10 protein-coding genes and 2 pseudogenes are annotated in these 13,371 nt (G+C 50.5%); 3 read left to right on the forward strand and 9 right to left on the reverse strand.

The window, feature by feature from the left end; translation table 11 throughout:
- The 3 genes from F3J37_RS27210 to F3J37_RS27220 all read left to right on the forward strand — a co-directional run.
- On the forward strand, positions 1-770 hold a 770-nt coding region (locus F3J37_RS27210), incomplete at its 5' end, for an LLM class flavin-dependent oxidoreductase (RefSeq protein WP_166936734.1).
- Positions 771-781: 11 nt separating this feature from the next.
- On the forward strand, positions 782-2,248 hold the full coding sequence (locus tag F3J37_RS27215; protein WP_034827617.1) for an aldehyde dehydrogenase: 1,467 nt from the start codon (positions 782-784) through the stop codon (positions 2,246-2,248).
- Positions 2,249-2,523: 275 nt separating this feature from the next.
- Positions 2,524-3,936, forward strand: coding sequence for a purine-cytosine permease family protein (locus F3J37_RS27220; RefSeq protein WP_034827675.1), 1,413 nt, complete (start codon positions 2,524-2,526; stop codon positions 3,934-3,936).
- Positions 3,937-5,733: 1,797 nt separating this feature from the next.
- Here F3J37_RS27220 and F3J37_RS27225 read toward each other — a convergent pair.
- The 9 genes and pseudogenes from F3J37_RS27225 to F3J37_RS27265 form a co-directional block, all read right to left on the reverse strand.
- Positions 5,734-5,853 (reverse strand): annotated as a pseudogene (locus tag F3J37_RS27225) (Y-family DNA polymerase); the annotation flags it as partial.
- 58 nt (positions 5,854-5,911) lie between these two features.
- Positions 5,912-6,214: pseudogene (umuD, locus tag F3J37_RS27230) on the reverse strand (translesion error-prone DNA polymerase V autoproteolytic subunit); the annotation flags it as partial.
- Positions 6,215-6,785: 571 nt separating this feature from the next.
- Positions 6,786-7,040, reverse strand: a complete 255-nt coding sequence (locus F3J37_RS27235; RefSeq protein WP_166936736.1) for a biofilm development regulator YmgB/AriR family protein — start codon at positions 7,038-7,040, stop codon at positions 6,786-6,788.
- A gap of 98 nt (positions 7,041-7,138) precedes the next feature.
- Complete coding sequence (locus F3J37_RS27240; protein ID WP_034827611.1) at positions 7,139-7,411, reverse strand: hypothetical protein; 273 nt, start codon at positions 7,409-7,411, stop codon at positions 7,139-7,141.
- A gap of 156 nt (positions 7,412-7,567) precedes the next feature.
- Positions 7,568-7,807 carry a regulatory protein YcgZ gene (ycgZ, locus tag F3J37_RS27245; protein WP_034827610.1) on the reverse strand — a complete coding sequence of 80 codons (240 nt, stop codon included), beginning with the start codon at positions 7,805-7,807 and terminating at the stop codon, positions 7,568-7,570.
- Positions 7,808-8,597: 790 nt separating this feature from the next.
- Positions 8,598-8,834: a DUF2171 domain-containing protein gene (locus F3J37_RS27250; RefSeq protein ID WP_034827608.1), complete on the reverse strand. Its 237-nt coding sequence runs from the start codon at positions 8,832-8,834 to the stop codon at positions 8,598-8,600.
- Between the two features lie 1,374 nt (positions 8,835-10,208).
- Positions 10,209-10,466 (reverse strand): hypothetical protein, encoded by a 258-nt coding sequence (locus tag F3J37_RS27255; protein ID WP_034827606.1) that lies wholly within the window; start codon positions 10,464-10,466, stop codon positions 10,209-10,211.
- A 907-nt stretch (positions 10,467-11,373) separates the two neighbouring features.
- Positions 11,374-11,550 (reverse strand): DUF3606 domain-containing protein, encoded by a 177-nt coding sequence (locus F3J37_RS27260; protein WP_072050593.1) that lies wholly within the window; start codon positions 11,548-11,550, stop codon positions 11,374-11,376.
- A 453-nt stretch (positions 11,551-12,003) separates the two neighbouring features.
- On the reverse strand, positions 12,004-12,522 hold the full coding sequence (locus F3J37_RS27265) for a DinB family protein (RefSeq protein WP_155288020.1): 519 nt from the start codon (positions 12,520-12,522) through the stop codon (positions 12,004-12,006).
- Positions 12,523-13,371: the final 849 nt, after the last annotated feature.

Here is a 13,371-nt window from a genome sequence, read left to right on the forward strand (position 1 = left end):
AAGCGGCAATGACGGACTTGATCACCAAAGGGCGTCTGGATCTCGGGATTGCACGCGGTGCGTACTCCTATGAATACGAGCGTCTGATGCCGGGAATGGATGCCTGGGAAGCGGGCCAGCGTATGCGTGAACTGGTTCCGGCAGTGAAAGCGTTGTGGAAAGGGGATTACGAACACAAGGGTGAGTTCTGGAATTTCCCGTCTACGACGTCATCGCCGCAGCCTAAACAGCAGCCTCATCCGCCAATCTGGGTCGCCGCCCGCGATCCGAACAGTCATGAGTTTGCGGTGAAGAACGGTTGCAACGTGCAGTGTACGCCGTTGCATCAGGGGGAAGAGGAGATCACACGTCTGATCACCACCTTTAAAGATGCCTGCCGTGAATACGCACCCGATCAGCCACTGAAGATCATGCTGCTGCAGCATGGATTCGTCGCCGAGGATGAGGCTGATGCGCAGCAAGCCGCTGTTGAGCTCAATCGTTTTTATAACTACTTCGGCGCCTGGTTCAAGAATGAGCGCCCGGTGGAGCAAGGCCTGATTAAGCCGCTGACGGAAGAAGAGATCGCGGCGAACACCTATTACAGCGTGGAAGGTATGCGAAAAAACCTGGCGATCGGTAATCCTGACCAGGTGATCGCGCGGCTGAAAAACTATGAGGCGATGGGCTACGATGAGTACGCATTGTGGCTGGACAGCGGTATGACCTTCGAGCGCAAAAAAGCCTCGCTGGAACGCTTTATTCAACACGTTGCACCTGCATTTCACTAAGCGGAGACGTCATGGAATCCTTCAAACTCTACATCGATGGCCTATTTGACGCGGGCGCAGCGACTTTTACCTCGCTGAACCCGGCCACCGCTGAGCCGTGGGCCAATATAGCCGAAGCGCGCAGCGAGCAAACCGACCGCGCGGTCCAGGCGGCGGCTCGTGCTTTTGAATCTGACGTGTGGCGTGGATTAACCGCCGGTGCGCGCGGCAAATTGCTGTTGAAGCTGGCGGATTTGATTGAACGCGACGCGCCGAAGTTGGCACGTCTGGAAACGCTCGATACCGGCAAAATCATCCGTGAAACTCAGGCGCAGATAGCCTACGTGGCGGAATACTATCGCTTCTATGCCGGACTGGCCGACAAGATGGACGGCGCCACGCTCAGCATCGACAAAGCCGATATGGAAACCTGGATCAAACGCGAACCGGTGGGGGTGGTTGCGGCCATTATTCCCTGGAACAGTCAGCTGTTTCTCTCCGCGGTGAAAATCGGGCCTACCATCGCGGCCGGTTGTACGGTGGTGGTGAAAGCGGCAGAAGTTGCCCCGACGCCACTACTGGCCTTTGCGGAGTTGGTGCATGAGGCCGGTTTCCCGGCTGGCGTGATCAACGTGATCACTGGATTTGCTGAAGGATGTGGCACGGTGCTGACACAGCATCCGCTGATTGATCACATTGCCTTTACTGGTGGCGCAGATACGGCACGTCACATCATTCGCAACAGCGCGGAAAACCTGGCCAGTACCTCCCTGGAATTAGGCGGTAAATCCCCGTTTATTGTGTTTGCTGATGCTGATTTAGACAGTGCAGCCAATGCGCAGGTGGCGGCGATCTTCTCTGCCTCAGGACAGAGCTGTGTGGCGGGATCGCGTCTGTTGGTGGATGAGCAGATTAAAGATGCCTTTATTGAAAAGCTCACCAGCAAAGTGCGCGGGATTGTGATTGGCTGCCCGCAGCAGCAGGAAACCCAGTTTGGCCCACTTTGTACCGAGCGGCAGAAAAGCAATATCGAGCAGGTAGTGAGTCGCAGCATCGAGCAGGGCGCGCGTCTGGTGATCGGCAATCAGCCGATTGATCGCCCTGGTTTCTATTATCCGCCTACCATTCTCGATTGCAGCGCCGTACCGAATGCAGAAAGCGTGGTGCAGGAATTATTTGGACCGGTGCTGTCAGTACTTACGTTTAAAGATGAATCCGAAGCGATTCGTCTGGCAAATGGCACGGAATATGGCCTGGCCGCCGGCGTATTCACCCAGAACCTGACTCGCGCCCATCGTGTCACGCGTAAGTTGCGCAGCGGCGTGGTGTGGCTGAATACTTATCGCGTGGTTTCACCGCTGGCGCCATTTGGCGGCTACGGTAAGTCCGGCTTTGGTCGCGAAGGCGGCATTGACGCGGCGCTGGAATACACCACGACGAAAACTGTCTGGCTGCGAACCAGCGATGAGCCGATTAGCGATCCCTTTATTATGCGCTGATGGGTTAAGGTGCGCTGACATGCGCACCTGCGGGAATCTGGTTTGCATTTATCAATGCGCACTCTACCAGAAATAACGTTGGAATTTTCAGCGTCGTTATTTATGACGACCGTCACAGGTACAGTTGTTAAGCATTAAATAGCACCGGGAGTCTTACCGCCCATTCTTTAATAAGAAGACGAAAAACCATTCGTCGGGATGGCTGTGGCTTTTTTTCGCGAGGAAGGATTTACCCACATTAAAAAACAATCCCATTTTGAGAATTGGAGGGTATGGTGAATACACAACCACGTCAGAGTCAAATTATAGAAAATAAGTCAGTGGATTATGTCCCGGAATCGGAACGCCACGGTAAATCGCACAGTTTATTTACCTTGTGGTTCTGTACCAACATTGCACCGTTGGCGGTAGTCAGCGGCGCGATTGCCACCGAAACGTTTCATCTGAATGTTATTTCCGCATTAACCGCGATTATTGCCGGTCATCTGTTTGGCGGGATCTTCCTTGCGTTAACCTCTGCGCAAGGGCCCAAAGTCGGCATTCCACAAATGGTGCAGAGCCGCGCGCAATTTGGTCGCTACGGTTCGCTGCTGGTGATTAGCTTTACGACGGTGATTTATCTCGGGTTCTTTATCTCGAATATTTCGCTATCCGGTAAAGTCATCAACAACGTCTTTCCGTCGATGCCGGTAAGCAGTGCCACGGTCGTTGGCGCTATTCTTGCCACCGCCATTGGTATCGTCGGTTATCATTTTATCCATCGCATCAATAAAGTCGGTGCATGGATCATGGGTGCGGCGCTGATTTTGGGCCTGGCGCTGATGGTGTCACAACCTTTACCCGCAGACTTTTGGTCTCGCGGCAGCATGAGTGCAGCAGGGTGGTTTGGCACTTTCTGCATAGGTGCGGTATGGCAAATCAGTTTCTCTCCCTATACCTCTGACTACTCGCGCTATCTGCCCGCCAATGTCGGTATCGCACGCCCGTTTATAGCCACTTACTTAGGCGCCTGCGGCGGTACAATTCTGGCCTTTATCTTCGGCATGATGGCCGTCAATATCGCACCGACAAGTGATGCGATGATGTCAGTGCGCCACGCCACTGGCTGGCTCGGCCCTATTCTGATGGTGCTGTTCCTGGTCAATATTATCTGCCACAACTCAATGAATCTGTATGGCGCGGTATTATCACTCATTACAGCTGTGCAAACGTTCCGTCCACACTGGACGCCGGGTGCCGCAGTGCGTTTAGTGGTCTCATCACTGGTATTAGTGGGAAGCGTGTTAGTCGCGCTGGCGGCCTCGCAGAACTTTGTTTCGTTCTTTATTAACTTGATTCTGGCATTGATTGCGGTATTGATTCCGTGGATTGTGGTTAATCTACTGGATTTTTATTATGTGAATAAGCAAAAGTATGACGTTGAAGCGATATTTCGTGCAGACGGCGGACGTTATGGATTGCTGAATACTCAGGCATTGCTGGTCTACTTCGCCGGAATTATTGTGCAAATTCCCTTTGTCGAGAATGCGTTCTTTTCCGGACCTTATGCGAATTTAATACCCGGTGTGGATATTTCTTGGATTATCAGTTTTGTGGTGACAAGTATAGCCTATCCAATATTTCATCGGAAAAATGATTTAAGACTGGTGAGCACCCGGGAAAGTAAGGCGCGGAGCGAAATCCCATAAGCAGAGTGCGTTAAGGTCCAAATTAAAGATGCAAGCCCATACGCTTATCTAATACGCTGTGTAGTGTAGCGAACCGCTTTTACTTTGCACACCGGCAATTATAATGCCGGTCTCTGTAAAAATAGAGCACATTTCCTACTACAAGCCTTACAAAGGTACAGTTTGCTCCGCACGATACCAGCTATAGCGTATTTGCATTCCGAGTACCATATTTTATTTAAGCAACTTGGCTGCAGCTTCAATTATTTTACGTTAGTCCTGCGTGCCTTAACGCGGTTAACACACCGTGAAGCTGCAGCCTTTTTTCATTTTGAAAAAATACCCACGAAGTTCGTCGTCGGGCTGTTGGGTTAACAATTTTTAAATGCGTTCATAACTGCCCTTTGTCAGTGCCCGTTATGCTCTGAACTAGTAATATCCTTTTAGCCCACAGCGCTAACATCGTTAACGGTACAGTCGAGTAGAGCCTGGCCCAAACCTGGCGCTGGTGCATGCCTTTCATGCGCGCGGATCCTACTCAAAAATTCTTATTGGGACGTTTTCTAATTCCAAAGAGGAAAATCAAAAAACCTTCATTTACTAAATATACCTTGGTCGCGGCACCATTTTTTCATACATGACATCACATGGATACTCATATATCACTTTAGCGCACAATTAGTGCTAAAGACGTGAGCGCATTCTGCAAAATCCTGCATCTTTATCTGAAACAACGGCGCGCCCATTTTAATGCCGAGCTTTCTAACGTCTATGTTATTTGGAATTGTCCGCGATACATACTGGCGATTCTGAAGAGGGTATGCCGCGTTTGTTTTCTGATAATTGCGGTTATTGATTCCGGCGACTTAGATTTTTAACCCATCTGATGGTTTGCAGCAGTTTACGCCCTGACCTGCCTCTGAGCTCAACGCACTGTCCGTACTGCAGCAACTTATCCTTCAAGGCAATGTCTACCGACGACTTCCTGCTTAAATCATTTTATATGGCCCCATTTAAAGTGCCCGGATACATGTGATACTAATGCAGGAAAAAGAGGAAAGAAGATGCCCTTGTGAAAGTTTTGTTAGCCGCTTTCAGTGATCCTGTGAAAAAATTTATCTATAAAAAAAATCCCTCTTCGGAGGATGGCGAGGGAAAATATAAGAAAAGCGATGGCTTTCGTAACACTTCCAGCTTAGCCCTCTAATTTTTACAATGCCACAATTTTTCATAACCTTTTCATTTTTCTAATTGGATTTCTACACATAATAATTCAATCCCTAATATGTTATGGCCTTGTGCCGCCCTACTAAGAGAGGTGAGTGTGTCAGTATTGAGCCAACTACTGGAACAAAACTTCGATGATGCGTGCCAGATAATTGGACAGGTGGCTATTCAGAAAGCAGCCAGGGGAGAAGAAACAAGCCGCCCTCTTCTTGTTGCGGAGATTAACAAACTAGCGGACAGATTCAGGGAACTTACCGGAGAGGAACATCTTGCTATGAGAATGGCAATTGAATCACTAGCGCCTCCTGTTTAAATACCCATAGTATTTGTGAGCTTCCCTAAAGGGACTATACATATAATGGCAATCACCTGTAGCCCCCTTATAGCCTCAGCGCCGCATGCGGGATATTTCAAAAGGGGGCCGTTTGGGAAGAACGTTGTTCGTATTGGATTGCCAGTTCCCTACTACAAGTAAGCTTCAGCTGAGACAAATGTCACAGATATGCAGGAAACAATGCTTATCTGAGTTTTCACTCATGTGTTATTAATAATTGATCGCCTGAGTCATTTCATTTTCGATTCCACATAACCGGCGCTGCGTACGATCACGCAGCCGTCGTTATTCGGCAGCACCACAACTGGTTTATCGCGCAGGCCCAGACGAAACAGTACTTCACAACTGGCGTAAAACGAGTTCACTAGGCCAAACATCGGCATCGTTACCTCCGCCGCGCGCGTGCTTTTAACCCCCCCAGGTGGCCACGCCGAGCAGCTGCAGGCGTTTAATCGTAAACTCACCTTCCACCTCAGCCATCACAATATCACCGTGCGCCGCCTCCTCCGCCCGGTCAATCACCATGACGTCGCCGTCATAAAGCCCAAGGCCCTCCATGCTGCTGCCGCTTGCGCGCACGAAGAACGTGTAGGCGCGCCGGCGGATGCAGAGCTCGTTCAAATCCAGCTCTTTTTCGACATAATCGGTGGCGGGGGAGGGAAATCCCGCCGCACACGGCTCGGCATAAAGTGGTACGCGTATGCGCGGTGTGAACACGGGGAGCCAGAGTAGCGTCAGGCCGGGTGCATATTCCGCTGGTTTCACAACCGTGCTCTCTTAGCAAGGCTGTAGCAACGTGTGAATGCTATATGTAAATTGCGCATAAATCCTCCTCTCTATAATACTGGTTATGTGTACAGTATTGTTGGGCGGAATTTATCTGGCAAGAGAAAGCCTGACGCGCTGTCCGGGAATAGTGTTTATCTGGCTGAGGCGGCTGCAAAAATATTATTTCAGGCAAAATTCTTTCACAGGGCTTATGATGACACCGGGTCAGGTGGCGCGGGGAGGCACCTCCTGACTGTACACAGACAGTCCGGCGTTCCGCCGCCGGGCTTCATTCTGCTGCACTGCCGATCTATGTTCATCATCAGCCTACCACAGCGACTGAATCCACTGATCTCACTGTCTGTGATGAAGGGGGCATCGTCACGGCTCGGTTTGGTACGAAGCAGTGCGTTTAACATTCGCCCGGTACGATCTGGCTTACGTTCGCCTGAGCATCTTGGCACCAAATGAAAAAAAGCCTGCAGAGCAGGCTGTTGTCAGACGGTTGAAGCGTCTCGGGCGTCAAATGTGGCAGGGTTAACTATTCATCATCAATGTCGTGCGGATAGCCCACCACGATCTCAAGCGCACCGCGCAGGACGTCAAGCCTGACTACGTCTGAAGTACTCTCCAGCTCCGCTATCAGGGCTAGGATGATGTCTTTTCGCAGCACGCGTCCACCCCGGGCCCTAAGGCTTTCGAGTACGACACAGATAACTTCTGTTTCAGGGGCCACCTGGTCGCCACGTTCACTGAGCGCCCGCAAGATTTCTTTTTCTGTCGTGTTCTGTTGCATAACCCATAGTCCGGGATAAACAAGGTTGAGATCGCCAGTGACGATCCGTCTCTGCAGGCTCCTTCCTGCCTCCGTGACATGACGGAGAATGCTGGTATTCAGTGCCGACGGGTGCCCGGAGGCGGCCTGTCTTCGGTCAGGAACAGCAGTTCGGGATTCAACAGCTGGCGCGTCGCCGGCAATGCGGCATTGACTTCATCCAGCGCCATCCGGAGTGCTTCAGCCCGTTCCGGGCGGGTTTCGCCGGCTGCCATCTCCATCAGCCTGACTGCCAGCGTTACGCCGGACACCGGCGCATTCTCGCTGAGCAATCCGGCCACAGCCTCACCAATAGCAATATCCATCATCTTTTCGCTTTTATTTCTGTACATACCGCTTTCCGGGTGTCAGTAAAGGGGCACAATCCATTACCGGCCGCCGCTTACGAGGCTGGCAGATGTTCCATCCGGGCAGTCCGCGCCGGATTTAATATCCACAATAAAATGAGGTCTGCGGTGCAATGCTGAAGCTTGACTTCAGACCGGCTGTTAGCGGCCAAAGAGCAGGCCGATTAGCGTACGGTAATGCTGTTCTTCTTCCGCTCCGCCCGCCAGCTCCAGCCGGCGAACCAGTTTCGCGCAGATGGCCGGCCGGTTCAGGGCGGCGCCGCTGCGAAGAATTTCAACCACAATTTGCCCCAGCGTTTCCTGCTGCGAGGGAAGCTGTGCTTCGGTAAAATAACGGGCAATGTCTCCCACAGTATCAGGCTTATGGCTGTTCTGGCGCATGATTATTCTCTCGTAAAAGGGACGATTAAAATATGGTCGGGTGCTTATGCGCGGAAAGTTATACAAAAATTATAAACCTGTACAGATATATGTTGCAGGATGTGACGAATTCTTTTGGCAAAAGATGCTTATACTTATAAAACAAAGGGGTATGGGGCGGTGGGTTAAGCTTAATTGCTACAGAGGGGTCGTCCCTGACAGTTTCTCCGGCCGGAACGCGCAGATCGCGCCCGATACGAGGCTGGTCTTACATCGTCGTGTCACGAACGGAGTCGGTTTGGGTTCCTGTTTGTATTATCCGTCAGTTTTCCTGACCCGTCATCGTCATCCAGCACAGCCTCCTCGCGACTGCTGTACTGACGAAATTGAGCCAGCGTCTGGCGTCAAAAATTTCCTTAAACTTCGCATCGCTGGCGTCACCGTCAGCCATCGCGGAGAGCCCCTTTATCAGGAGCTCTACTGAGATGTCCTAGCCGGCGACCGGCCGGCTGACTGCTGCTTCTCCGATAATGATATGGCCTTTCTCATCGTCGTGACAGAACACAGCAAATCCGTCTTTTCAGTAAAATAACAACCTCAGGATTCACAGTAGACGCAACTAGGGCATCCACCAGAAGAAAAGTCTGTCATATGGACAAAAAATAAAGCATTAGTTTCAGATAGCGGATTTTAAGGGGGTACATCAGAATATAAATGCGTGAGAAAAAAGATGTGTTCAGTACCGGGGATTATGCAGTAATAACTATAAAGCGTTAAAAGGTTGCCGCGGCCCTCTGCCGCGGCTGTTTGATCAGACTGCCTGCCACTTGCTCTCAACTTCATCTTTTGACTTGGAAAGAATCACTTTATTGTCATCAACATCCTTCACCCAGCTGAAAGGAATGATGTGGTGCTGGCCACCGGCTTCCGGGTCACTTTTTGCCAGTTTGATTTTGTCATCGCCTTCAAAATGGTCAACGATACCCACGTGTTCACCGTTAACGTCCACAACTTGGGCGTGGTCCAGAATTTCTGATTTATCAACCATAGTTAATCCTTAGTTTCGTCTGCTCATAGTGAGTTTTACCCGCCAGCCTGACGGATACACACTCAAAATATAGGTTATTTATCTGCATTATTTTTAAAACTAACAAATTGAAACATTCGGCCGGGCATCTCTAGGACGTTTTTACATGGAAAACGCGGGGTGTAAAAGCGCAGAATAACGGTCATTAAGGGGGTGAAATGTCGGATTTATTTTGCAGATTCATTTGACACCCGATACGTACAGGCCATGATTATTGCACTGTGTCTTTAGATCCAAAAATGGTTAGGTGAATCGTTGAATTATTCCCGGGCTCGCCCGGGCTTTTTCAGAAACATATCCCGTACTCATCCCCTTTACCTTCATGCCCTTAACAGAGCTACAACCGGCATCTTCCCGGTCAGGTAGAATCATTGAAAGGGCAGGCCTTGCCTGAATAACGCGGTACAAATCTGCCTAGAAAAGCGTTAAAACATACTAAAATCTTACCGGAAGAAAAACTTTTCTATATCCTGACATTTTATTCCATTAAACCCCACTATAATGACACGGCAAGCTAGGTGTCAGGATGATGCCGCACTGGTACCAGATGGCCCGGATTTATTCCGGGCCTTTCTGTTTCTGCAGTCTGTTATCTCACCTTCCCCGCAAGTTGAACTGACAACTGTCCCAAGCGAAAGTATTACAGCGGATTTCTCATAATCGATGGTACATAACATGTGCGGCTGCCGATATCCTCTTATGCTGGGGCTATGACCTTAACGGACCCCTGGGCTTTATGGATGGCGGCACCTCGCCCGGCAGATTTCTGGCTTAACTGTTCGCTGAACATGACATGACGGTAAAATAACTTCGCCTCAAATCCGGTCCGGCACATCGGGATGTCTGGTCACTATTGTGCGATCGTAAGCCGGTGACGCCGGCCATGGCAGATAAGCTCGGGTGTGTATTTTACTCGCCCGGATTCTGGAGCATCAGGCAGGCTATGTGGCAGTTGTGGCGGGAGGGTGCTCAGTTACTTGGAGAGCGCGATACCTGAACGCAGTGAATGTGCTAAATTTTACAGTGCCGGTACGGAATTTCTCACCCCAATTTCACCAGGGCGTTTAATAAACTGTAACCGTACCGGCACCTTGCCCCGTCAAATCAGACACTTCCTGGCAAAAAATAACGCGTCGGGCGCTATGCTTACCTCGTGTGTTATTCCTCGTGCCAACACCAATGTAACGTATTGCAATAGCTGACATGCTCTCAGGATCCAACATCACCGGCCTCAGACTGGAAGTGCTTACTCCTGTTACCCCCGGGCCAGCCGCTCGGGATTTTTTTATCCGCTTTTTTCTGTTTTTCATCCGCGGTCAGTTCACGTCGGCCCGGTCAGACTTCCGCACTGACGCTTTCCGTCATCTCCCCGAGGAGCTGCAGCAGACGTTCTGCGCTCAGCTGCTGAGACCTAAGTGCAGGCATCATCCCGGTAAGCGAAAGCGTCACCGTTGCCAAGGCCACCGCGCGTTTAATCTCTTCTGCGTTTTCATAGCTCTTGTACGTACGCAGGCTCACGCCGAGCTCTGCCGCCGCGCGATCCCGGCTCCAGAACATTCTCCTGCGCCACTGCCTCAGATGCCATCCTGTCATGCATTCTCCTTTTACAAGCCTGAAAAAGTGCAATTACTGCACTTTTTCATTATTTCTTAATTATGTTGTTTCACTGTCCCGATGACCGTCCGGAAAACCCTGTATGAACTCTCATGTGCGAAGTATGCGTGAGAGCAGCGTGCCGGGCATTCCCGCTATGACGGCACTCAGACAGAGCGCTTTCAGCAGCAGGGGCGACTCTTCTAAGCCCGAATAAAATATTCAGCGTTACCCGAACTCAGAGACAGGGGGTATGTTCACGCATGATATGCGACGCGGTCGTATCCTCTCAGCGCTGCACCTGTGGTTTCTCTCATCATCATAGTCGGTAGGGTTATTTTTTCCGCAAAAAACAGCTGATATTGTGTCTCGGTTCCAGTCATTGATACGACGGCTGTCAGCCTGCCCGTAAAGACCTGAATCAGGCTGACGATTGAGATTGCTTTTATCGAAACGTAATCAATTACATTTAGCTGCCATGTCTGCAGGTATGGTTGTCCAGGCGGTGTACTTTGAATCCTTAAAATGCATTTGCTTCCAGAAGAATGCTGATTTCGACGTATGACATGCCAGGCGGGAATAAAAAAGGCTTTCGTTGTGAACATAAGGCCGTGAGTGAAAAAGCGGCAGGATGGCCGCAAGAAATTACAGAGTCGACTGAAACATGAGTTGAGGGTGCCCACCATTCTGGCCTGCAGGGTTGAGCACAAAGAGGAAGTAGCGTTGTGGTTAAACTGTTATTTCAGAGTTCTCTGTTTCTGATCCAACTTCCGGCTAATGCCCTTGCAGCCAGCCTGACTTAATACGAAGAGCGTGTCACCGGAAGTGTCCGGGTACAGTCACGCTGCACTCACAGGCGGCCCGATATAAATAAAAAACCCACCGGGAGGTGGGTAAGTCAGAAAGCTCAGTGTAGGAGATAGCGCTTAACGGTTTCCGGGTCTGTGCCCACCGTTTTAAGAGCTTTCACCAGCTTATCCTGCGTAGTCTGTAAAGTGAGCATCCAGTATGTAATCTGCCATTGTTCATTTATCACAATGATCTTTTTATCTTCCGGCTCGCGGCGGTGAAAAATATAACTCATCAAAACCCCGGATTAAGGACAAAACGGCTTATTTGCTGTGTGACGCAGACGAAGAATGGCACTGAAACTGAGGGGATTGAAATTGAAATGACTGACCATAATGAGCAAAAATTTTTATCAAAAAAAAGCCCACTTAATGAGTATCAGTGGGCCTGTTTTGTTCACGCCGGAACAACGCTCTCTCGCAGAGGTGGGGTTAAGCACTGCTAATGTCGCACTCCAATCTAACATCGCATTGCCTAATCCGTAACCCTATAATTTACAAAGATTGTTATTTAAGATTAGGCCGCTTGCCTTCGGAATGTTCTCATCCGGAAACCCCCGGATGTAAGTCCGTTAACTTTTCTGCTGAAATTTCATCAGCAATTGATTAGCAGGCCTCATGCCTTATTTCGCCCGATTTTGTCGATACGGCCGGATTTGCGGCAAAACTTTGGGATTATCGCCATTCCTTCAGCCCCTTGTGTCGAAAGACGTCAGCTGTTTACGCAGAAAATGTGACACCACGTCCTGAGGGGGCTGAATGCCACACGCTTTGATAAGCCAGCTCACCGCGCCGCGGTGTCGCGTACCATGCAGTATCACCTGCTCGATAAGGCTGAGGGGGCTTGTCTGCGCCATCTTTTCGTCTCTGCGCTGATAAATGATGGGGCGATCCCAGGCTTCCGCCGTCATGCCGGCCGCATATTCAATGAACCAGCCGGAGCAGGCCAACATGCACGGCACCAGGACTGCCTGCTCAGGCGGCCTGCGCGGTCTGATATTCGGCCGGGATGGCGCTTCCCCCTTCAGGTTGGCACGAATGAGCATGTCAGTGGCGTGCATGTGGTACATGAGCCTGAGCATTTCCCGGCGTTCAGCGCGGAAACGGCGCGCGTCCGTTTCGGCAATGGCGCTGAGCATCCCGGCATCCATCCAGCGCTTGTACTTCAGTAATGTCAGGGCGGTGACTCTTTGCATAATCTTTTCCAAAGCGTAATCACGGCCGTCAGAGCGGTAACGTGTAATACGTATTTAATTAATCCAGTGCTGTCTGGGGATGATAACCCGGTACTCCTTCCTGCCAATCTTTTCTGCGACAGCCAGGGTTCTGACTGGGAATTTACATTCATACCTCATCGTGCACAGGATATACCTCCCATATGGAAGGCCGGGCAGGGGAGCCTACAGTAACAGCCTGAAGATAAGTAATGGCGGGTGAAGCGAATCAGAGTGTAGACACGTATAAGAATTGCGACAGGCCGGTGAGAAAATTCTTGCTGGATCAGGTATTCACCTCCCGAAACGGCCAGCAGAAACATATAAACGGATGTTGCTGTCGTCAGATAAAAGCACCCGACCGGGTCAAACGTCCATTCCTGATAGGTTAATATGGTCAGCAAACTTCATGACTCTGTTCAGAAAAACGAACTAAAAAATTTCTGACTGAATGGCTGCAGCAGGGGGACAGAGTCCCGTCTGACTATTTTATTATGATGTCAGAAAACAAAGCCCGACTGGCTGCTATGCTATGAACACGGTGAATCCCCCTGTGCGGAGGGGCTAAGCCACAGGGTACACGATAGACTGAAGCGATTCGGATTGTGGCTTTTCTGAATCATCGGGAGGCACCCGACACCGTAACTTTTACTGAAGAATGAAGATGTGCTGAGGAGGTAGGCATGCTCTGGATGGAACAGGGGCTTTATCTCAGGGTGGAAGAGCTGCCCGGCGGGCCGCGGCCGCTGCCGCTGCTGAGCGGATTCAGCCTCACGACGGCCTACAGGGCGCTGGGGTGCTTTAATCCGTCGGAAACGTCGGACGCATACTTCATTCTTTCCA

This window comes from Candidatus Pantoea communis (assembly GCF_011752685.1).
GTDB lineage: Bacteria > Pseudomonadota > Gammaproteobacteria > Enterobacterales > Enterobacteriaceae > Pantoea > Pantoea communis.

Excerpts from the sequence above, each read along its gene's own strand:
- F3J37_RS27250 (WP_034827608.1), bottom strand. The coding sequence starts at position 8,834 with ATGGTTGATAAATCAGAAATTCTGGACCACGCCCAAGTTGTGGACGTT.
- F3J37_RS27255 (WP_034827606.1), bottom strand. The coding sequence starts at position 10,466 with ATGACAGGATGGCATCTGAGGCAGTGGCGCAGGAGAATGTTCTGGAGC.
- F3J37_RS27235 (WP_166936736.1), bottom strand. The coding sequence starts at position 7,040 with ATGCAACAGAACACGACAGAAAAAGAAATCTTGCGGGCGCTCAGTGAA.
- F3J37_RS27240 (WP_034827611.1), bottom strand. The coding sequence starts at position 7,411 with ATGTACAGAAATAAAAGCGAAAAGATGATGGATATTGCTATTGGTGAG.
- F3J37_RS27260 (WP_072050593.1), bottom strand. The coding sequence starts at position 11,550 with ATGAGTTATATTTTTCACCGCCGCGAGCCGGAAGATAAAAAGATCATT.
- F3J37_RS27215 (WP_034827617.1), top strand. The coding sequence starts at position 782 with ATGGAATCCTTCAAACTCTACATCGATGGCCTATTTGACGCGGGCGCA.
- ycgZ (WP_034827610.1), bottom strand. The coding sequence starts at position 7,807 with ATGCGCCAGAACAGCCATAAGCCTGATACTGTGGGAGACATTGCCCGT.